Annotated in this window: 18 protein-coding genes and 2 pseudogenes; 5 read left to right on the top strand and 15 right to left on the bottom strand. The window is 67.0% G+C overall.

Translation table 11 applies throughout. The annotated features are described in order from the left end of the window. Positions 1 to 139: 139 nt before the first annotated feature. Complete coding sequence (locus SCATT_RS14895; RefSeq protein WP_014143901.1) at positions 140 to 769, bottom strand: HAD family hydrolase; 630 nt, start codon at positions 767 to 769, stop codon at positions 140 to 142. A 171-nt stretch (positions 770 to 940) separates the two neighbouring features. Between SCATT_RS14895 and SCATT_RS14890 the strand changes: the two genes are divergently transcribed. After that, complete coding sequence (locus tag SCATT_RS14890) at positions 941 to 1,459, top strand: hypothetical protein (protein WP_014143900.1); 519 nt, start codon at positions 941 to 943, stop codon at positions 1,457 to 1,459. Here the strand turns inward: SCATT_RS14890 and SCATT_RS14885 are convergent. Next, positions 1,389 to 2,504 carry a MerR family transcriptional regulator gene (locus SCATT_RS14885; protein ID WP_014143899.1) on the bottom strand — a complete coding sequence of 372 codons (1,116 nt, stop codon included), beginning with the start codon at positions 2,502 to 2,504 and terminating at the stop codon, positions 1,389 to 1,391. The genes SCATT_RS14890 and SCATT_RS14885 overlap by 71 nt on opposite strands. Before the next feature lie 561 nt (positions 2,505 to 3,065). Here SCATT_RS14885 and SCATT_RS14880 point away from each other — a divergent pair. Both SCATT_RS14880 and SCATT_RS36465 read left to right on the top strand, forming a co-directional pair. Beyond that, the gene (locus tag SCATT_RS14880) at positions 3,066 to 3,836 is read left to right on the top strand and encodes an IS5/IS1182 family transposase (protein WP_014626964.1); all 771 of its coding nucleotides are present in this window, start codon (positions 3,066 to 3,068) and stop codon (positions 3,834 to 3,836) included. A 229-nt stretch (positions 3,837 to 4,065) separates the two neighbouring features. Continuing rightward, positions 4,066 to 5,352, top strand: a complete 1,287-nt coding sequence (locus SCATT_RS36465; protein WP_193789278.1) for a restriction endonuclease subunit S domain-containing protein — start codon at positions 4,066 to 4,068, stop codon at positions 5,350 to 5,352. A gap of 304 nt (positions 5,353 to 5,656) precedes the next feature. On the opposite strand, the gene SCATT_RS14875 is transcribed toward SCATT_RS36465, so the two are convergent. From SCATT_RS14875 to SCATT_RS14860, 5 genes are all read right to left on the bottom strand, one after another. Further along, entirely contained in the window at positions 5,657 to 7,672 is a 2,016-nt protein-coding gene (locus SCATT_RS14875; RefSeq protein ID WP_014143897.1) for a hypothetical protein, read from the bottom strand. Continuing rightward, positions 7,669 to 8,247 (bottom strand): ABC-three component system middle component 2, encoded by a 579-nt coding sequence (locus SCATT_RS14870; RefSeq protein WP_014143896.1) that lies wholly within the window; start codon positions 8,245 to 8,247, stop codon positions 7,669 to 7,671. Before SCATT_RS14870 ends, SCATT_RS14875 begins: the two co-directional genes overlap by 4 nt. Before the next feature lie 41 nt (positions 8,248 to 8,288). After that, positions 8,289 to 9,158, bottom strand: a complete 870-nt coding sequence (locus tag SCATT_RS14865; protein ID WP_014143895.1) for a hypothetical protein — start codon at positions 9,156 to 9,158, stop codon at positions 8,289 to 8,291. A 156-nt stretch (positions 9,159 to 9,314) separates the two neighbouring features. Then, the gene (locus tag SCATT_RS39565) at positions 9,315 to 9,812 is read right to left on the bottom strand and encodes a transposase (RefSeq protein ID WP_231905094.1); all 498 of its coding nucleotides are present in this window, start codon (positions 9,810 to 9,812) and stop codon (positions 9,315 to 9,317) included. Positions 9,813 to 9,855: 43 nt separating this feature from the next. After that, positions 9,856 to 11,364 carry a helix-turn-helix domain-containing protein gene (locus SCATT_RS14860; RefSeq protein ID WP_014143894.1) on the bottom strand — a complete coding sequence of 503 codons (1,509 nt, stop codon included), beginning with the start codon at positions 11,362 to 11,364 and terminating at the stop codon, positions 9,856 to 9,858. Positions 11,365 to 11,484: 120 nt separating this feature from the next. Here SCATT_RS14860 and SCATT_RS14855 point away from each other — a divergent pair, with 120 nt between their 5' ends. Both SCATT_RS14855 and SCATT_RS14850 read left to right on the top strand, forming a co-directional pair. Continuing rightward, positions 11,485 to 12,573, top strand: a complete 1,089-nt coding sequence (locus tag SCATT_RS14855; RefSeq protein ID WP_014143893.1) for an IS630 family transposase — start codon at positions 11,485 to 11,487, stop codon at positions 12,571 to 12,573. 42 nt (positions 12,574 to 12,615) lie between these two features. Further along, positions 12,616 to 13,704 (top strand): IS630 family transposase, encoded by a 1,089-nt coding sequence (locus tag SCATT_RS14850; RefSeq protein ID WP_014143892.1) that lies wholly within the window; start codon positions 12,616 to 12,618, stop codon positions 13,702 to 13,704. On the opposite strand, the gene SCATT_RS14845 is transcribed toward SCATT_RS14850, so the two are convergent. From SCATT_RS14845 to SCATT_RS14815, 8 genes and pseudogenes are all read right to left on the bottom strand, one after another. Beyond that, positions 13,693 to 14,778, bottom strand: a complete 1,086-nt coding sequence (locus tag SCATT_RS14845) for a TniQ family protein (RefSeq protein ID WP_014143891.1) — start codon at positions 14,776 to 14,778, stop codon at positions 13,693 to 13,695. The genes SCATT_RS14850 and SCATT_RS14845 overlap by 12 nt on opposite strands. Then, positions 14,775 to 15,143, bottom strand: a complete 369-nt coding sequence (locus SCATT_RS39015; protein WP_014143890.1) for a hypothetical protein — start codon at positions 15,141 to 15,143, stop codon at positions 14,775 to 14,777. The genes SCATT_RS14845 and SCATT_RS39015 overlap by 4 nt, the downstream gene beginning before the upstream one ends. Before the next feature lie 144 nt (positions 15,144 to 15,287). Further along, positions 15,288 to 15,446, bottom strand: a pseudogene (locus SCATT_RS39010) (ATP-binding protein); the annotation flags it as partial. 60 nt (positions 15,447 to 15,506) lie between these two features. Continuing rightward, positions 15,507 to 16,574 (bottom strand): IS3 family transposase, encoded by a 1,068-nt coding sequence (locus SCATT_RS14830; protein WP_014142133.1) that lies wholly within the window; start codon positions 16,572 to 16,574, stop codon positions 15,507 to 15,509. Next, positions 16,520 to 16,699 (bottom strand): annotated as a pseudogene (locus tag SCATT_RS39560) (transposase); the annotation flags it as partial. The gene SCATT_RS14830 and the pseudogene SCATT_RS39560, both read right to left, overlap by 55 nt. Before the next feature lie 68 nt (positions 16,700 to 16,767). Then, positions 16,768 to 17,241 carry a hypothetical protein gene (locus tag SCATT_RS14820; RefSeq protein WP_014143888.1) on the bottom strand — a complete coding sequence of 158 codons (474 nt, stop codon included), beginning with the start codon at positions 17,239 to 17,241 and terminating at the stop codon, positions 16,768 to 16,770. Then, positions 17,238 to 17,642 (bottom strand): hypothetical protein, encoded by a 405-nt coding sequence (locus SCATT_RS39555; protein ID WP_014143887.1) that lies wholly within the window; start codon positions 17,640 to 17,642, stop codon positions 17,238 to 17,240. Before SCATT_RS39555 ends, SCATT_RS14820 begins: the two co-directional genes overlap by 4 nt. Next, on the bottom strand, positions 17,639 to 20,236 hold the full coding sequence (locus tag SCATT_RS14815) for a TnsA-like heteromeric transposase endonuclease subunit (RefSeq protein ID WP_014143886.1): 2,598 nt from the start codon (positions 20,234 to 20,236) through the stop codon (positions 17,639 to 17,641). Before SCATT_RS14815 ends, SCATT_RS39555 begins: the two co-directional genes overlap by 4 nt. Between the last annotated feature and the right edge of the window lie 112 nt (positions 20,237 to 20,348).

Below are 20,348 nucleotides of genomic sequence, written 5' to 3'. Positions count from 1 at the left end.
CCCGTTCACGTCACGGTGGATCGGCGCACGGCTTCGGAACTGGACCGGATAGGCATGCGTTTCCACCTGACGGGCCGACGGACAACGATCGCCCCCGACCATACCGGGCACCGCGAAATACACAACCCCCGTAAAGCATTCAATCGAGCGCGAGTTCGTAGGCCCCACGGAGATCACGGCCGGCATAACGGAAGGACGCCAGCGCCTCGACGTGCCGGTCGCCGTTGACCGCGACGGACACCGGAACGGCCTTGAACAGCGCGGTGTCCGAGGACGAGTCGCCGTAGGCCACGCAGTCGTCACGGGTCAGTCCATAGCGTTCGCACAGCTCGTCCGCGATGCGCACCTTGGCCGCCGGGTCGAGAAGTCCGGCGGGGTCCAACGGCTTGCCGCGGAACGGCAGTTCCGGGAATCTCCCGCCGAACGCGGCATGCGCACCCCATCCCATCAGGCGCGACACGAAGAAGTCCGGCGACAGGGAGATGACCGCACAGTATTCGCCACGGGCGCGGATATCCGCCCAGACCTCGCGTATCCCCGTCAGCCACGGGGCGGCGTCGAACGCCATTTCGACCTGGTTCGCCGTGAGATCCCGCCACATCCGATATGCCTGCCGTGCGTACTCGACCGTATCGATGAGTCCGCCGGAGAAATCCGCGTCCAGCGCCTCGAAGTCCGCCACCAGGTCCAGTTGCCGAGCGAGTTCCACGTTGGCCGACGACCCGTACAACAGGGTGCCGTCCATGTCGAACAGATGCAGCCGTGCCACCGGCCCCTCCCTGTCATACGCGCCTCGCCGGACTGGCAACCTACCGGGCCGTGGCGCACGGTGGCTCCTTGGTTCCACGTGAAACCGGCCCGACGCTGCTCCCGGCGGAGGCCCGGGGGATACTCCACGGATGCGACGCGCCGGACGCCGTGGCGGGCGACCGTGGACGCCATGACTTTCACGCGTCCGGTGCGCCGCGCCCTGCTCGTGGCCCACGTCGTGGTCTCCGTCGGCTGGCTGGGGACGACGCTGACCCTGCTCACGCTGGCGATCGCCGGGGCCACCGCGCGGGATCCGGCGACGGTGGCCGCCGCCTACCGTGCCATGCGGGTCGTCGCCGACTGGTTGCTGCCGGTGGTGAGCGTGTCGTCGCTGGTCAGCGGGGTGGCGCTGGCGCTGGGTACGCGCTGGGGGCTGGCCAGGCACCGCTGGGTGGTGGTGAAGTTCTGGCTCACCCTCGCGGCAACCGCGGCGTCGGCGTTGGCGCTGCGCCTGGTCATCGGGGAGGCCGCGGACGCGGTGACCGCCGGGAAGCCGGTCGGGTCCACCGCGCGCACCCTGCTCGCGGCGCCCTCGGTGGCGCTGTGCCTGTACACGTTCCTCACCGCGGTCTCGGTGCTCAAGCCGTGGGGGCCGACCCGCCGGGGCCACCGACGGGCGCCGGGCGGACCGGCATCACCAGCGTGGTGAAGCCGCCCTGGTCGGCGGAGCGTACGACGACGGGCTGATCGGCGGTGGAGACCTCCAGCAGGACGTCGGGGCCGACGCTCGCCTCCAGGGCGGGGAGCAGCACCCGAGGGTCGAAGGCGACCGACGGGACGGGACCGGTACGCACGGCCGCCACGTCGATCGCCGGGGTACCGGGCGCCCCCGCGACCACCAGCCCCGAGGCTCCGGCGCGCAAAGTCACCGGCGCACCGGGCACGCGGCCGGCGCCGACCAGCGCTTCGCACAGCGCTCGGCGGTCGGCCACGACCCGGTGCCGTGGTGGCGCCGTGGCGTCGAGCACCAGCCGGTAGTCGGGGAACTCTCCCTCCCCGGCGCGCAGTTCGCGCTCCTCACCGGCGCCGCCGAACCGTACGGTCCGCCCGTCCGTGCCGACCACGACCTCGGTCAGCGGCAGCGCCCAGGCCGCCATCTGACGCAAGCGGTCCGCGTCGAGCAGCAGCCGCACCGGCTCTCCCTCGAACGAGACGGGCCGCAGCGCGCGGACCGCCAGCCGGTAGCGGTCGGTGGCCACCAGGCACACCTCGTCGTACCCGGCGTCGAGCAGTACGTGGCCCAGCACCGGAAACCCCTCTCGTGCCGCGCCCGTGGCCGCCGCCGGTGTCACCTGCCGTACCGCTCGCGCCAGTTCGGCCCCGCCGAGCCGGACCAGGGTGCCGGGGGCGCCGTCGCCGGACAGCTCGCGCAGCACGGTCTCGATCGCCGACTGCGTGGTGGCGGCGCTCTCCCGGGTGCGCCGCAGATGGGCGTGGAGCACGTCGCGGGCACGCTCGGCCGGGCCGTCGAGCACCACGGCCGCGTCCACCAGCGGCACCCCGGCCTCCCGCAGCCGCCGCACCAGAACCGCCCTCGGCTCCTGCTCGGCGGCGTAATAGCGGTACCCGGTCACCGCGTCCACCTCGGCGGGGCGCAGCACCCCGCAGTCGTCGTAGAACCGCAGCGCGCTGGGGGTGAGCCCCACCCGCCGGGCGAAGGCACCGATGGCGAAGAGTGCTCCCGTGTCGTCCATGGCGGCGATTGTGGGGCTTCAGGTCGCTTGAAGGTCAACCGACGGCCCCTCGACCGGCGGCTGCCAGCCGGTTTCCGCCGGAGCGAGCGGTGTTTCACGTGAAACGGTCCGGTACCGCTGTTTCACGTGAAACAGCGGTACCTCACACCTTCCCCGCGCCGCGTCGGCTCCTGTAGGCCCTCAATCGGAATGTCCCATTCCGTTGTAGCGACCTGCGCATTCTCAGCACGTCTCATTCAGGGGCCATGGCGTCCTGTCTCAGGATCTTGTCCCTGCTCGGGGTCGAGGGAGCAGGGACTACACAGAGGCAGGGTCCCTCTACACCGTGCGGAGTGGGATCGTCTCCAGGTCCTCCCAGGCGTTGGCCAGACCTAGCTTCACGGGCATATTGATCCTGCTCGGCGATCAACTGGAATAGGCTGGCCGTAGGTAGGGCGAGATGTCGGGGGCACCGTGCAGAGCAGTGACTCAGGTGGAGTCGTTCAGGCCAGCGGAACTCCGCTGGGCTCGCTATTTAAGGGCTGTCCCGTAACTGCTGGTCACGGGTGAGATGATCTGGCTGTGTCTGGTGTGATCACGGCGTCTGAGCCCTCCTGGATAGCCCCGTTCACTGGGCTGAGCCCGCGCCAGTTCGGCAAGCTGATCACCGCGCTCCGGCGTGAGGGTGTGGACCCGGTGCGCAAGGGTCGGCCATGGAGCCTGCCGCTGGAGGACCGCGTGCTCCTGATCGCCGCGTACTGGCGGACGAACCTGACCCTGCGCCAACTGGCCCCGCTGTTCGGGGTGTCCAAGTCGGCGGCCGACCGCATCATCGACCACCTCGGGCCCGCGCTCGCGCTCCAGCAGCGCAAGCGGTTCCGCAAGGACACCGTGCTCATCGTGGACGGCACCCTCGTTCCCACCCGTGACCACACCATCGCCGAGCAGTCCAAGAACTACCGGTACTCCACCAACCACCAGGTCGTCATCGACGCCGACACCCGGCTCGTCGTCGCGGTCGGCCGACCAGTCGCAGGCAACCGCAACGACTGCAAGGCGTGGGAGCTGTCCGGCGCGAAAGACGCCGTCGGCAAGACCACGGTCATCGCAGATGGCGGCTACCGGGGCACCGGCCTGGTCATCCCGCACCGCCGCGAGAAGGGCCAGACCGAACTCCCGGAATGGAAGGAGGAGCACAACGCCTCCCACCGCAAAGTCCGCGCCCGTGTAGAGCACGTCTTCGCCCGGATGAAGGGCTGGAAGATCCTTCGCGACTGCCGGCTGAAGGGCGACGGCGTCCAGCACGCCATGCTCGGCATCGCCCGCCTGCACAACCTCGTCCTTGCCGGGTGACGCAGAAACCAGCAGGCCACCAGACCCGTCAGAGATCATTTACGGGACAGCCCTTAGCCAAGTGGGGGGGCTCCGATTCAAACGCGAAAAAGTCCCTGCGGGCACGTCAGGAGCGATTCGCATCGTGGTGCCCCGCGACATCGGACACGACGGTTCACTTGCCGCCCCCGATCCGACGAGCAGTTGGGTGGTGCCTCCGGATAGCCTCCCGCGGCTCGAGGTCGGTGACGTGATCGCGACTGAGATTCTCGCTGCGGACGGCAGTATCAGGGCCGCAGTGGCTACAGAGGCAGACCTACCAGCTGTTGCGAGTGACAACGTGCTGGTACTGCGCGCCCGCGCGCCACTCGATCCCGGGTATGTGCGGTGGATTCTCGCCTTCTTGCGCTCGTCGGACCTCCGGGCGATCGCCATCGGAACAGTCGGGCTTGTCCGTGTGAAGCGGAGCGAGCTGGTCAACCTCGAAATTCCACTTCTGGACGACGCTCTAGCTGCGGCCCTGGACGATCTGGCCATCGTCCGAGAGCGGATGAGCGATTGGCAACGTGCCGCGACTCAGCTACTGCAGTCGGCGTTCCGCGACCGCAACGTCGTTCAGGCGCGTGAGCGGATCATCGCTTCTGGACAGACACTGCGGCTGCGAGTCGAAGCTGCCACGCAGCTGGATGAGTTCAGCTACACGATTCGTACACGTTTCCCATTTCCGATTGCCGCGCGTTGGCGAGAAGTAGAAGTACGGATGAGTGCCGGCGAACCGAAGGAGGCATATGAGGCGGTACTTGCCACGGCTGAGATCCTGTGCGGCTACAGTGCCCTGATAGTCTCGGCGCTCGCCCGTGAGGCGGGCATTGAACTCAGCTCCGTTCGCGCTATCCGGGAGAAATTGGCAGGGGGGCGCACAGGTCCCGGGTTCGGGGAATGGGTTGCGGTTCTTGAGGAGATCGTCAGCGGGCGTAAGCGGAGGACGCTACCTGCAGAACACCCTCTCCAAGAGTTCGGTTCCCTGCTCGCAGGTTCCGAGACCGTAGCAGCGCGCAAGCGGCTCTACGATCAGCGCAATGCCGTTGCACACCACCGTGGCCCCGATCAGGTAGAACTTCCTGCTGCCCTGAGCAGCGCTCATGCTGATCTATTCAAGCTGTTGGGCCGGGCACGCTTTCTCGCCGACCTACGCCTGGCGCACTTCACGGACGTGCGATGGGACCAGTTGCTAGGGTCTGCGACTGTGGACTATCGGAGCATGATGGGCGACCACCCGGTAGTCCCGACCAACACCATGTCGAGCAGCCGCAACGACCTTGAGCCCGACAGCCTGTATCTGATTGATCGCGAGCACGGACTGCATCTCCTACGTCCGTTTCTGATTGGCCGCCCGTGCCCAAAGTGCCGGAACTGGTCAACTTTTCATGTTGATCAAGTTCCTCGCAGCGGGGCTGTCCTGAAAAGCCTTGACCATAGTCACACTCTGCCCGATGCCGCTGTGGGCGCTTCGTTGTCCGCGGTCGGCTTGATCTAGCCCACACTCCGGCAGTCTTCAGGGTTTCCGACCGTTCCAAACTGAACTATTCAATACAGGAGTTGGGACTGCTAGGCGTGCATCAAAAGCAGGCCTTGGGATCGTCGAGTGGCAGCTGAAAGGGCTCAGTTACCTGATCTTCCGACTACTGACCGTCAGCGCCGGCGAACCCGACGATCCACAACCAAATGACCACAACACCACCAGGGCGCGCGGGCGCGCCCCGAGACTACTGGCGGCCGATCTCCAACGCCGCGGCAGACGCAGGGGCGGGTAGGCGAATGGCTTCGACGGGGTGAGGAGGTTATTCGGGGCGGCTTTCGTCTGTAGTGGTCTCGTCGTCGATCAGCCCGTAGGGGGGCAGGTCCTCATTGCGGCTGTACCGGACCACGACGTTCTCCTCCACGAGCATGGGCGGACTGTTGTCGACGATGATCACCTGGGCACCGGCGCCCTTTTCACCCAGCCATCTGGTCAGGTGGCGGTAGAAGTCGTCGATGGCGATCGCGTCCGCGATTACCGCGTCCCGGGTGGCGCCGTGGCCCAGGTTCTTCTGCGGGCTGTCGATCATGAGGAAGCCGGGGTGGGCGGCCGATGTTTCGACGGCCACCTCGAAGACGGCCAGCTGCCAGGCCAAGGTCAGGAGCGTTCGGGCGCCGGATGATGCCTCGCGGTAGGAGTCGCCGCGTACGTGAGGAACCAGGTTCGTGTCAATCACCGGCTGGCTGAGTTTCGGGTAGCGCCACTGCCGCAGGAGTTCGCCGTACCGGCCGCTGATTCGGCCGACGGCCAGGTCCCGGTCCTGTGCGGCATCTCCCAGCCGGTCGCGTTCCTCCCGCAGGCGTTCGATCTGTGCCTCCTGCCGCTCCACGAGCGCGGCACGCTTCTCCAGGCCAGCCTGAAGCTTCGTCGCGTTCTCGGCGTGCTGGAGATGACGGAGGACTTCCTCGCGCCGGCGCTGGAGGTTGTCGCGAGCGGCGAGGAACGGGGTGACGGTGGGCGAAGTGGCTTCGTCGACAGCGGCCGCGGCACGTTCTTCGTCGATGGCGGCGTCTTCCGCCTGGAGCTTCAACGTGGCGAGCGAGCTGTCCAGGCCCTCAACGTAGGCAGTGATCTCCTGCAAACGGGCCTTGGTGGCCCTGATCTCGGCCGCGACATCCAACCGCCCTTCATCCGACGAGTGCTCGGCTGTGGCGGTGCCGAGCGTCAGGTGCTCGTCGCCGTGGGGTAGCTCGTGGCTGCACAGACTGCACGAGCCGTTCTCGACCGACGGGGGGGCGGGCAGCCGATTCAGGCACGCCGGGCAGGTCGTGACGCTGAGGGGGTCAAACAGGCGCTGCGCTTCGGCCAGCATATTGAGCTTGACAAGGTCGTCCGCGTACTGCGCCCGTAGTGGCATCATCCGGGTGAGTTGCGTCTCGCAGTCACGTACCACGCCAGCGGCTCGCCGGGCGCGCTGGGCAGCTTCCTGGTGCTCGCGGCGCAGACGCCCAGCGAAGGTGGTGCCGGCTTGCGCTGCCTCATCGAGGGCCCGTAGCTGCTCGGTCAGCTCCCGCAGCTCGCCTTGGTATTGCTCAGCGGTCAGCGCGCCGACCGTGGGAACGTCCTGCTCATCGACGAACGCCCGTGCTGCGGCGAGTTCGGAGCGTGCCTGGGTGAGTCGGGTGCCCAGTTCCTTGATGCGTTGCCCAAGCTCGACAGCACGGTCGTCGTGAACGCCAAAGACGACGTCGACCACCTGCTTCAGCTTGTGCTTCTTCATGTACTCGTTCTCAAACAGGAAGTTCTTGGAGGCGATGCGCTCGTTGGGCAAGAACGCAAGGTTCATGAGGTCGCGGATGCTCAGGGGGTCGGTCCGGGACTCACGGCTGGAGGGGGCCTCCCGCAGTTGGACACCTTCGAGCTTGCAGTGCCCCAGCAGCAGAGCGGAGAGGCTCTCGGGCGCTCCCGCCGGCTCGATGGTCCTGCTCTCAGGCTTGGAGAGCGGCGGACTGTCCAGCGTCCCCCGGCGTACGTAGGCGACCTTCGATGGCTCCCCGACCGGACGCTCGATGACGTGCGGTTCGCCGGACAGCTCGACTTCCAGAAGGCAGGAACGGACCTTTCGCAGCACCTCAGGATGCCGTGGATGGCGCTTCCCACCGAGGCCGTAGGCGATGAACTCCAGCACCGCGGTCTTACCCGAACTAAATGCTCCGGCCACCACGGACAGGTCCCGCACCCGCTGGTCCTGCGTGAAATCGACGTCATAATTCCGGCTGACGCCAGCAAGGCGCAGTCGCCGGATCCGGATGCCAGGCAGAGGCTGCATGGTGGTCATCCCTCCCAGGGCATGTCACGTGCCTGCGGTCCCGGCCCCAGCACGCTGAGGAGCGCGGCACCTGGCCCGCCCTCTCCATCCGGTCGCAGCCACCGTGCGGTCTGTTCCCGCAGCGCCTTGTCACTGAGCTTGCGGAGGCGACGCACGACGATGGACGCCGCAGTGGTGAACGACGCGGCGTAGGTGGCGGTGAAGCGAGCCCCGATTTCCCGACCGCGGTTGCTGATCGAATAGGCGAAGGCGCCGTTGCGGTTGTGGACCTCGCAACACCCGTAAGCCACGAGCAGTCCGAGATCGTGCTGGATGCGCTCGCGTCGACTAGTGAAGCGCTGCGAGGATGACGCGTACGAGAGCACCCGCGGATCGAACCCGGCCAGCCTGAGCATATTGCCCTCCCGACCGTCGGAATCAACGACGAGGAAGGGATTCGCCGACAGGAAGTCGTAGTACCCGATGCGCTCCAGGCTCGCCCCGTTCACGTCCTGTTCGGCGACAGCGTCGAGAAGAAGCAGCAGCTGCGCCAGCCGGAAGGTCACCTCGTCCTCCGGCATCATCACCGGCCGGTGTGCTTCCACAGCGAACTCCTCGTAGGTCTGACAGGACAGGAGACGGCGTGTCAGCCGTCGGAGTGCTCGGCGGCGATCTGCCGCCAGTGTTTGACCCAGCCCGCTTTGCGGTTGTCCACGAGCCGGTGGACCAGCCCCCAGCTGTGCACCAGCTCCAGGCGGAGCGACTTCGGCAGTTTGTCGTGCTCGTTGCGTACGTCCCGCCAGACACGGGTATGGAGAACCCGAAGCGCGTCCTCGGCCACGCATTCGTTGAACTGCATCTCCCATAGACCGTGGAGCGTCGCATCGGCGGAACTGAGCGCCGCCACCTCCGCCGGAACATCCTTGTGCGCGATCTCTCGAGCCACCAGATCGGCATTGAAAAACTGCCTCTTGGCCGAGTCCAGCTCCACGTGGCCGGCCTCAGTCATCTGCCGAATGAACAAGGCGGAGCCAAGGGCGGCTGCCTTGTCGTCCTCGACTTCGAGTACCAGCCGAAGCTGCTCCACGGGGGCAGGGACGGCCTGAGCGTACGTCTCGTAGAAGCCGCGACGCACGTCGTCGCCCTCGGGGCTAAGCAGCTTCTTCCGGAGGGCGGTCTCGTCCCAGAGTTGGATGACGAGGCTGTGTTCCTTCTCCCTCGCCTTCGTCCACGTGTCCCACCATGCCGTCATGGGGCCGTCCATGCTGGAGGGGATGCACAGAATCCAGCTGGCGATGGTGTGGCCGTTCTTGACGGCTGCCTTCAGCACGTTGTCGAGCGAGTCTTTGACCTGCTGTACGTGCTTCTTGGTGGTGACCGGCATGAAGTACTTGGACTGCCACACTGTGATCGCCCCGCCGAGGTTTCCGGCGAAGGCGTCGATACCCCAGTCGCCCGGGTTGGCAGCGATGGACCGTACGTTTGGGGTCGTCGCGGCGGCAAGCTGAGCGATCATCGTTTCGAAGTCGTCGCGGGCTCCGCCGGGACTTCCCCCGCGGACTGCGTGCACGTCGAAGCTAATTGGTTGGACACCCGTCGGCACGGCTATCGAGTCAGGCACAGCCCACCCACCCCCTGCACCGGTGGCTGCACACCGGATGTTCCCTGAGCGTCACACACCGTATCGGTGGAGCGTATCCAACGGTCCTCGTCTGATCAAGAAGTGGAACGTACTCTCAAATTCGGTCCACCGCGCAGCACGGCCATCGCGCGAAACCTGCGGGTCACGCTCCAGGCATGCAGGTCGTCTTGGCGAGAGGGCTGCAGCCTGTCGCGCTCTCCCGCACCATCCGTCCGTAGTCGTGCAGTGGTCAAACCCCGCCGCCGCGTGCGGCAGCCGGACTGCGGCCGGCCCGTGCAGGTGTGTTCCGGTGATGTACGTCGTGACGCCAGCCCAGCCATCCCGGCAGGGGCCGCCTCCGGCGTACGGGGCGTCACCCGGCCACCGGCGAAACAGGTCGTAGACCCGGCCCCACGGCCCCCACTCGATGGGCACATCCCGCCAGGGAACACCGGTCCGGACTCGAAACCGTATGCCGTCGATCAGCCGCCGCCGAGGCCAGACGGGCGGCCACCCCGCCTTCGCCCCCTTCCCATCAAGCGTGATCATTCAGAACCCAAGATCCACTTTTGATAAACGGCCTAGACGAGCCTCATGCAGGGGAACTGAGCGGCCCCGCTCTGTTGGAGCCTGTGATGGCCGTCCTAACGGCCTGCGCTACCTCGGCACCAAACGGGGTCGGTCGCATCCCTCGGCCACGTTCAGCACGTTCGATCAGGGCGTGGCCCAGCTCCCTTTCGAATTCGTTGATCTTCTTGATCAGCGTGGAAGGGTGGACACCGAGGGCCTGGGCTGCCTCCCTCATCGTGGCGTACGGCAGTGCGGCAACGACGATCTCCAACCATTTCCAGGCGTAGGGGGCGGTCAGAGCGTCCCGCACGGCCGCCGGAACACGGGCAGCCCAGTCCGGCGCGCGATACGCAGCCGGGGGTGCTCCGCCATGGCGAAGTGGAATCTCGTGGTGACGCGCCCAGTCGGCCATGGTCTTCGTGTGCATGCCCCTCTCGCGAGCGAGATCGGACAAGAGCCGACGGTGCACGACGTACTGGTCGTAGAGCCAGTCCCGTTCGACCGGTGCATGCTTCTTGTAATCCTCGCGCCTGCGCATCGGGATCGCGTACTCACGGGCGAGACGGGTCAGCACCCTGTAGGAGAAGCCGGTGAGCTCGGAGATCTGCGACAGAGAACGGTGCTCGTCGAGGTACAGACGGGCCATGCGTTCCTTCGGCAGGGTCTGCATGGCCCTGGCGTAGTCTTCCCTGGCCGTGCCCTGGGATGTCGTCGGCGGGGGCAGTCGGGCGGGATGTCCTCCCAGGAGGTACCGGACGGCTTCGACGGAAGTGCCGAGGACGTCGGCCGCGTACTGGACAGCGTGCCTGCGCTGGCGGATGAGGCGATGCAGTTGTGGTAGGTCGACTTGGTCTGGGTCGAGGCCGGGGAGGGCGAGTCCGTCCAGGAGGGCCTTGGGCGGTTGCCAGGCGACCGGCTCGTCGTGGATGTGCCGGGTGGCGAGGAAGGCCTGCGCCTCGACATCGAGTGCCTCCGCCAACTGCGGGCTCTGCAGGGCGAGGAAGCGGAAGTATTCCGTACGGAACAACGCCGCACCAAGGGTCGGGGCGCCAGGCGCGAATTCGGGCGGGAATCCGCTGATGCGCTGGAAGAGGTGGCAGCGGATGATCTGTTCTCGGCGCTCGCCTCCGGGGTGTGTGCCGGTGCGGCGGCAGATCTCACCCCAGCGTCCCGGCGGCAGCAGTGTGGTGTAGTCGAGACTGCGTCGCCGCGCGTAGTCGATGGGGACGTCCGAGGTGTCGAGGTAGTCGGCCAGCCTGGTCAGGGCGGTGGCGATGTGGGGCCACTGCGGCTGATCGTCCAAGCGCTGAAGGGCGTGGGAGACGTCCATACGGTCGGCCACCGATCCCATGAGTTCCGTGGCGGTGTCGAAGTCGGTGCGGCTGTCGACGGTCAGCAGGGCGGCGGCCAGGGCGGGAGCCAGGATGCGCGGGACGGTGCCGTCGGGCGGGGTGAGCCGCAGGGTCCACAGGTTCCAGAAGGTACTGGGTACCTTCCGGCTCCGCCGTGTGATGTCCTCGCTGTTCGCCATCGGTCGCCTTGGCACCGGTGACGTCATGCGATGCCGCAGATAGTTGGCGGGACGCAGGCCGCCTTTTGCCGCGGCTAGTGTCCCGAGTCGTTAGTTCCCTTGCAGTTGTAGGGTGGGGCGGTGCCTGGTCCGAAGCCGTTGCCGCTGGAGTTGTCCGATCACGAACGCCGGGTGCTGCGGGGTTGGATGCGCAAGCAGACCGCCTCTCAGGCGCTGGTGCTGCGGTCGAGGATCGTGTTGGCGTGCGCGGAGGGCCGGCCGAACGCGCAGGTCGCGGATGACCTGGGTGTCTCGAGGGAGACGGTGCGCAAGTGGCGGTCCCGGTTTGCCGCGGACCGGCTGGAGGGCCTGGTGGACCGGCCGCGTTCGGGGGCGCCGCGGAAGATTACGGACGAGCAGGTCGAGGCCCTGGTCGCCAGGACGCTCGGTCAGGCGCCGCCGACAGGAGATTCGCATTGGTCGACGCGTTCGATGGCCGAGGCGGTGGGGATGTCGCAGTCGGCTGTCTCCCGGATCTGGCGGGCGTTCGGCCTCAAGCCGCACATCGTGGAGACCTGGAAGCTGTCGACCGACCCGCAGTTCGTGACCAAGGTCCGCGACGTGGTGGGCATTTACCTGTCCCCGCCGCAGAACGCCCTGGTCCTGGCAGTGGACGAGAAGTCGCAGATACAGGCCCTGGACCGGACCCAGCCGGTGCTGCCGATGGCGCCGGCCACGCCGGCGAAGATGACGCACGACTACGTCCGGCACGGCACGACCAGCCTGTTCGCCGCCTTGGACATCGCGTCCGGCTCGGTCATAGCCCAGCACTACCGACGCCATCGCCACCAGGAGTTCCTCCGCTTCCTGAAGACCATCGACGCCGCCGTACCCAAGGACCTGGACCTGCACCTGGTCCTGGACAACTACGCCACCCACAAGACCGAGCCGGTCAAGAAGTGGCTGCTCCGGCACCCCCGCTTCCACCTGCACTTCACCCCCACCTCGGCGTCCTGGCTCAACCTCGTCGAGCGCTGGTTCGCCGAGCTGACCTGCCGCAAACTCCGCCGCTCGGCCCACCACAGCGTCGTCGAACTCGAACGGGACATCCGCGGCTGGATCAACGAATGGAACAAGAACCCCAAGCCGTTCGTCTGGACGAAGACCGCCGACGACATCCTCGGCACTCTCGCCGCATACTGCACACGAATTAACGACTCAGGACACTAGTGTCCCGAGTCGTTAGTTCCCTTGCAGTTGTAGGGTGGGGCGGTGCCTGGTCCGAAGCCGTTGCCGCTGGAGTTGTCCGATCACGAACGCCGGGTGCTGCGGGGTTGGATGCGCAAGCAGACCGCCTCTCAGGCGCTGGTGCTGCGGTCGAGGATCGTGTTGGCGTGCGCGGAGGGCCGGCCGAACGCGCAGGTCGCGGATGACCTGGGTGTCTCGAGGGAGACGGTGCGCAAGTGGCGGTCCCGGTTTGCCGCGGACCGGCTGGAGGGCCTGGTGGACCGGCCGCGTTCGGGGGCGCCGCGGAAGATTACGGACGAGCAGGTCGAGGCCCTGGTCGCCAGGACGCTCGGTCAGGCGCCGCCGACAGGAGATTCGCATTGGTCGACGCGTTCGATGGCCGAGGCGGTGGGGATGTCGCAGTCGGCTGTCTCCCGGATCTGGCGGGCGTTCGGCCTCAAGCCGCACATCGTGGAGACCTGGAAGCTGTCGACCGACCCGCAGTTCGTGACCAAGGTCCGCGACGTGGTGGGCATTTACCTGTCCCCGCCGCAGAACGCCCTGGTCCTGGCAGTGGACGAGAAGTCGCAGATACAGGCCCTGGACCGGACCCAGCCGGTGCTGCCGATGGCGCCGGCCACGCCGGCGAAGATGACGCACGACTACGTCCGGCACGGCACGACCAGCCTGTTCGCCGCCTTGGACATCGCGTCCGGCTCGGTCATAGCCCAGCACTACCGACGCCATCGCCACCAGGAGTTCCTCCGCTTCCTGAAGACCATCGACGCCGCCGTACCCAAGGACCTGGACCTGCACCTGGTCCTGGACAACTACGCCACCCACAAGACCGAGCCGGTCAAGAAGTGGCTGCTCCGGCACCCCCGCTTCCACCTGCACTTCACCCCCACCTCGGCGTCCTGGCTCAACCTCGTCGAGCGCTGGTTCGCCGAGCTGACCTGCCGCAAACTCCGCCGCTCGGCCCACCACAGCGTCGTCGAACTCGAACGGGACATCCGCGGCTGGATCAACGAATGGAACAAGAACCCCAAGCCGCTCGTCTGGACGAAGACCGCCGACGACATCCTCGGCACTCTCGCCGCATACTGCACACGAATTAACGACTCAGGACACTAGCTGGATGCCAGTGAAAACGGGGGTCACTCGGGTCCCCCAGTTCTTGAGCTGGCCGATGCTGACCTCGGAAAGGTCGTCGTGCAGATCCGTGAGCAGGTCCCGCATCGCCTCGCCGGCCTGGTGAATGTCCGGCTGGTCGAGGATGCCCAGCGCGACGGTGACGGCGCTCGCCACGCTCACGGCTCTGGCCGGGGCCATGAAGCCGGGTCGATCCCCCGCCCGGCCGGCGAGCGTGCAGCCTGCATCGGGACGGAGGTGAGCTCCGGCGATGTCGTACGGGGCCCGGCGGATGAGGTCCTCGGCGGAGAGGTCGGACAGCACGCGTCCGCAGAGGGCACGGATGTCGCTGAGTGCGCCCGGCGCCGGCTGCGGCATGAGGGCGTAGACGCCGAAGGTAGAGGTGCCGCTCTCGACGATGTCCGTGATGCGGCTCTGCGCGGCCATAGCCGGATGGCCGACGGGCAGACGGAGGGTGAGCGTCTGCGCGAGGTCGAGGCCACAACCGCTGGTGAAGGAACCGTCCGATATTGCGGGCGCGTTCCCGCAGTACCGGGGCCTGGGAATGCATTGCGAGCTTCGGGGTCGCAGACGAGGGACGCGCCCGCAGCCTGGACAGTTGTCCGCCAGCAGCCGGCGATGGCGTAGACAGGCGAAGGACCAGCCCAGCCGCCAGGACAGCATCCAGCGCCCGTCGGATTCCGCCAAGCAGTCGGGACAGAAGCGGGAGCCGCCGCCCCGTCCCCAGAGCACCCGGCGGTTCACGAAGTGACGCTCGTGGTTGATCTCCAGGGCCCGCTGGTCGTAGTGGAGCAGCGTCATTTCACGGAGTCGGGCCGCGTCCAGGCCCGTCGCCACGGACAAGGCGGCGGTCTGTTGCGAGCCCAACAGGATCGTCCAGTCCGGCGGAATGCCGAGCAGCTGGTTGCCGGTCTTCCGCAGAAGTGGCAGACCTACACTCTGCATCACTTCACCCAGCGGTGTCCGAAGCCTCACGGAGAGAGCCTCGATCCAGGAGTCCAGGGCCTCCCCGGCGAGCGGGGCCTGACGCAGCGGCAGCGTACGGACGGGGCTCATGCCAAGTTCTTGGCCGACGCGGTCTTCGCGGTGCGGGAGCGGGGCTTGGTCGTCATCCGCTTGCGCTCGAACTTCTTCTGCAGCGCCTTGCGCGCCCGCTCCGCCCCGGCATCGAGTTTCACCTGATCCAACAGGTCCTCGTCAAGGAGTTCGGCGCCGGTGCGGGCTGCTCTCTGGCAGCCGCGGTTGATGAGCGTCATCAACGAGCCGATGTGGCCGGTGGTGCGGGTGTAGAGGTAGTCAGTCAGGTCGTCAGCGAGCATGCCGGGATATTTTCGGGCCAGGACGAGGCGCTGTTCGAGCCCCAGCATGAGCTTGCGCCACTGTCGTCGTTCCTTGTCGTTGCGCACCGAGTAGGCGTCCATGGTCAGCGGGGTGGTGCGGCGCGCGGTCTGGGCGAGGGTGATGTCGCCGCGGGCGTCGGACTCGGAGTACAGGCCTCGGTTGCCCAGTTCGACGCCGATGAAGATGAGGGTGACCGGGAACTCGTTGGCGATGTACTTGAAGTGGTTGCTGACCTCCTTGCCGTTTTTGTCCTGCCACTTGAGGAAGTGCAGGTCGTCGATGATCAGTAGTTTGGTCTCGCATTCCAGGACGCAGTCCAGGGCACGCTGGACGAACAGCGCGGCCGTGCCGCTCTTGCGGCCGGGGTGTGCGAAGAACTCCAGCAGGGCTCGGTTGAAGTCCTTTGAGCTGCCCCGACTTTCGTAGAGTCCGCGATCGTGTGATCAAGCGGTCTGTGGGACTTGCTCCGGTCTCGCCCAGTACGCCTGTTCGTACTCGTCGGGTGGCAGGTAGCCGAGGGCGGAGTGGAGTCGTTCACCGTTGTACCACGCGACCCACTGGAAGACGGCCCGCTCGACTTCGTCGAAGTCCCGCCACGGGCCCTGATGCTCGATCAGTTCGGCCTTGAATGTGCCATTCAAGGCCTCGGCCATCGCGTTGTCGTACGAATCGGCGACGGAGCCCACGGACGCGGAGGCGCCGGCCTCGGCCAATCGCTCCGTATAGCGAATGGACACGTATTGCGACCCGCGGTCGCTGTGATGAATGAGGCCGGCGTCCTTCTTGATCTGCTGCCGCCACAGCGCCATCTCCAGTGCGTCCAGCGGCAGGTCCGTGCGCATGTGGGTGGCGGCCTGCCAGCCCACGATCCGGCGGGAGTACGCGTCCAGGACGAACGCCACGTAGACCCAGCCCGACCACGTGCGGATGTAGGTCAGGTCCGCCAACCACAGCTGGTTCGGCCGCTCGGCGGTGAACCGCCGGTTGACCAGATCCGGCGGACGCGGCGCGGTCGGCTCGGGGACCGTGGTGCGACGACGTTGCCCGCGGATGACGCCCTCGATCCCGAGCTCCCGCATCAGCCGCTCGACCGTGCAGCGGGCCACCGCGTGGCCGGCGCGGACCAGCGCGCGGGTGACCCGGCGGGCGCCGTAGGTGCGGCCGGAGTCCTCCCACGCGGCTGTGACCAGCGGAATCAGCTCTTCATCACGCAACCGGCGGGCGGACTTCGGTCGCGTCTTGCGCGCGAAGTACGTCGAGGGAGACAAGCCCAGCACCCGGCAGACGGGATCGACCCCGAGGCCCTTGTCTCGCAGGTGGTCGATCACCTGCTCGGCCTCGTCCGGGGACGGTCGATCTCCTGGGCAAAAAACACGCTGGCGGCCTTGAGAATCTCGTTGGCCCGCCTCAACTCGGCATTCTCTTTCCGGAGTTGCTTCAGCTCCTCCAGCTCGGAGCTGGTCAGGCGGTCGTCGCGCTCGCCGGCGTCGGCCTCGGCCTGGCGAACCCATGACCGCAGGGCCTCCTTGTGGATGCCGAGGTCGCGGGCGACATGCGTCACTGGGCGGCCGGTCGAGCGGACCTCGCGGACGGCGCGCTCGCGGAGTTCATCGGGGTACTTACGTGGTGCTGGCACTGCAGGTGGTTCTCCTTACGCCTGGATCGTAACCCAGGCTTCAAGGACTCCACGAAGATCAGTGCAGCTCACTTCATGCCGATGTTGCTGGTGAGGCCGACTCGGCAGACGGGCCACCGTTCGTGCCCGGAGGCGGTGAAGGCTCCGGCCCGGGCGATCTCCTTCTGGTGGTATTTCAGGGCGAAGTCCAGTACTGCCGTGGTCTTCCCGAGTCCGGGGAACGCGTCCACCGCGACGGCTCCCTTGGCCTTGTCTCCGTCCTGCTGATTGCTGGCGATGATGTCCCACAGGTCCTCATGCAGTGCTTCGAGCTGCGGCGTCTTGAGCGGGCCGAGGTTGGCGTGCCAGACGCTGCGGAGGTGGTCGTACTCCAGCCGCGCCGCCTCGCCGAGGGCAGCGATCTGCTTGGGGGTCAAGATCTCCGGTTGGACGCGGCGGGGTGCCTCGGCCAGGGCCCTCAGCCCCTCCTTGCGGGAGAGCGTGAGGTTGTCCAGCCGGGGACGCGTACCTTCGGCCGGCTCGGTGGGACAGGGCGGCATCATGCGTCCTCCAGGGCGTCGGCGTAGAAGTCATCGGCCGCATCCGGGCCGTCAAGTTCGTCCTCCTCGTCGTCATCGCTGGGCGCGAGGCCTTCGTAGGGCTCGGCCTCGTCAACGCCCGCGCCCTCGACGGTCTCCTCGTCGAGGGCGCGGGCGTCGGCGAAGATCCGGGCGACCGACGGCAGCGTGCGAATGTCGTCGTCCTCGGTGGCGGGCAGGTCGAAGACGGACTGTTCGCGGGCCTGTCGCAGGGCGATGCGCCGCTCGGCCATGGTCAGTCCCAGGCCGAGGTGCCAGCGTTCCAGAAGCTCGGCGACGGCGGTCTCGTCGTCGGGAAAGCGGTACTTTTTACCCGCTAGCTTCCGGGCGAGCTCGATCGCCTGACCGCTGATCGGGAACTTCATCGCCGGTAGTTGATGTTGTCGGGGTCGACATGGATGGGCCACATTCCCTTGGCCTTCGCCCCCGTGTACGGGCTCGTCTCACCGCGATAGCCGTCAAGGCCCTCCCCGTTGTACCGGCATTTGCGGATCTCGACGCCGTAGTGGTGGATCGGCTTCCACTCGGTCTTCAGGAACTCGAAGCCAAGCGCCGGGTCGCGCGGCACCTCGATGTATCCGGCGCGAGCGATCCCGTGTTCGAACATCGCGGACGGCGACAGCCGTAGCCCCGGCACGTACGTATCGAGCAACCCGTCGTGGGGCCTCGCGTGATACACGCAGGCCACCCACTCGCGGATGATCGCCTCCAGCTCGTGGAGGAAGAAGAACGCCTGCTCTTCCGGCCGTTCTCCGCGCGAGAACACATCCGGTCCCTTGTAGCCGGGCAGTGACTCCAGCAGACCTTCGCGCAGGGTCTTGAAGAATCTCTCGATCGGACCCTTGTCCCGGCCCGTTCGCAGACGGGCCGGTTGGATCGACAGGCCGAGACGCTGGCAGACCGAAGTGACGTGCTCGCTGATGAACGGCTTGCCGTGGTCGACCACGATGGTCTCCGGCACGATGGCCGGCCCCGCGACACCCCTCTCTCCGCCGGCCTTATCGTCTCCGCCGCCTGCTTCGAGAGCTTCACGCTCCACGAAGACCGTGCGGGGAATGCCGTGATCGGGCCAGACCGCCGATGCAGGCCAGTCCTTGCCCGCCGGACGGGGACGGTAGGTCTGGAACAACACCGCCGCGACGTCGATGGACTGCGTGGAAACCGGGGTCACCCTGATCCCCGTGACACACCTGTCGTACCAGTCCATCGCAACCGTCAACTCAGCCTGCACCCACTTCAGCGTGATCGGGTCCATCGCGAAGACGTCCAGCCGCGTGGTGTCCATCAGCAGGTACTCGCCCGGCCTCGTCGGCCGCAGCTTCCCGTACGCACCCGTCGGCCTTGCGGCGATGTCCCGGTTGCGTTTCGTGCTCAGCCTGAAGGTCGGCTTGCGCCGCTCCAGCTCCTCGAGCCAGCGATACGCCGTCGCACGAGTCGGCAGCTTCACCTCGCCGCCGCCATAGCGGGCGGCAAGCCGGGGTCCGATGGTACGGATGACCTTGGCCCGGGTCGGCTGTGAGTCCTTCTCATGCTCGGCCATGATCTCCAGGGCCATCTCCACCCACCGCGGATCGGCCCGCCCCAGCCCGCCCATGGTGCCGTCACCATGATCTGGCCTGTTATGAACGAGACCGGCTTCCCGATCTGCCCGGAAGGCCCGAACCCACCGTTTGATGGTGCGTACGCTCACCCCGAGTTCGTCGGCCTTGGCCGCGTACCGCTGCAGCTTGGGAACTGTCGCCGCGTACGGCGCTCTCGGTTCCCCCTCCTCTGGGAACTCGGCGTTCCCCGACCGGAAGCCGTAGAGGACCTCGTTGATGTGGGCGGCGCGCTCACGCACTGCCTGCAACTCCTCGTCGGTGAGCTGTGCCAGCACCACAGAGGCCGCCTCGCGTGGCTCATCGGCCCCGGGCCCCGGCCCTTCCGGGATGATCCCGGCGCGTCCGGAGGCGAGTGCCTCCCGTAGTGACAACCGGAGTCGGCGGCCCCGACCGTCGCGCACCAGGACCTCGTTGCCGGCCGGGGAGGCGAACATCTCCTCCACCGTGACGACTTCGCCGTTGTACTTCAGCCTCGTGCCCACGCCGACACGTACCGCGGACTCGTTCACCCGACCTCCCGAGCGAGGCTCCCGCCCATAAACCGTCGTTTCGCTCTCCGAGGCGTCGATGCCCTGCTCACCGTCCACGACGACCGGGGGAAGTTCGTACCTGCCGGAGCCCGTCACGGCAGCCGTCCCCTGCCGAAGCTCGTGTCGCTCGGACAGAGGCACAGCAAGATCCGTCACGAAGTGCTGGCACCACAGCAGCCGCAGGACAGCCGCCCGGACCCTCCATTCCGGATGGTGCGGAAAGGCACGGAACGCCTCGCCGAGCGAGGCCCCGTACAAATCTGCCTCCCGGATCTCCGCAAGCAGGTCCTCGTTGAAGAACCAGTCGCGCCGGTACCCGGCGAGGAAGCGCAGATTCGCCAGCTCCGTCTCCGGAGGCTCACACCACACCTCGAAGTCCCAGCCGCGACTCAGAACGACCTCGCGGGCCCAGCCGAGCGCGAAGTTCACCTTCGTCCGGCTGAGCAGGTGCCGCGGCTTTACGTCGACGACCAGCGGTACGTCCCTCTCCCGCAGAACGAGGAAGTCCGGCACGTGGCGCCGCAGTCGCTCGTCCACCGTGGTGGAGAGAAGGAACGGCTGGGCGAAGACCGCCGTCACATCCCGGTCGAAGTCGGCGTACAGCAGGCGCGTCAGCTCAAGCCGCGACTCGTAGACAACGTGGTCACGCATCGTGGAGGACCAGTAGGCACCCGAGTAGTGCTTCTGGCCGTGCCGCCAACGGAACGTACGCCACGGCACCGATGACTCGAAGATATCGATGCCTGTCGTCGGCCAGAGCCGGTCCTCGTCGACCTGCCCGTCCGAATAGCGAAGGCTCATCGAGAGTTCGCCAAGCACACGCGGCATACCCACCCCCAACAGCGGGGACGAGCGATGACGGGATCAGACTAGAGATCGCTAACTACCGTGCCCCTGCCCCACACAGAAGTGCCCACTGGGAGCGATGGGCATGCCGACG

Source organism: Streptantibioticus cattleyicolor NRRL 8057 = DSM 46488 (genome assembly GCF_000240165.1).
In the GTDB taxonomy this organism is placed as follows: domain Bacteria; phylum Actinomycetota; class Actinomycetes; order Streptomycetales; family Streptomycetaceae; genus Streptantibioticus; species Streptantibioticus cattleyicolor.
This window is presented reverse-complemented; position numbering and strand designations above follow the sequence as displayed.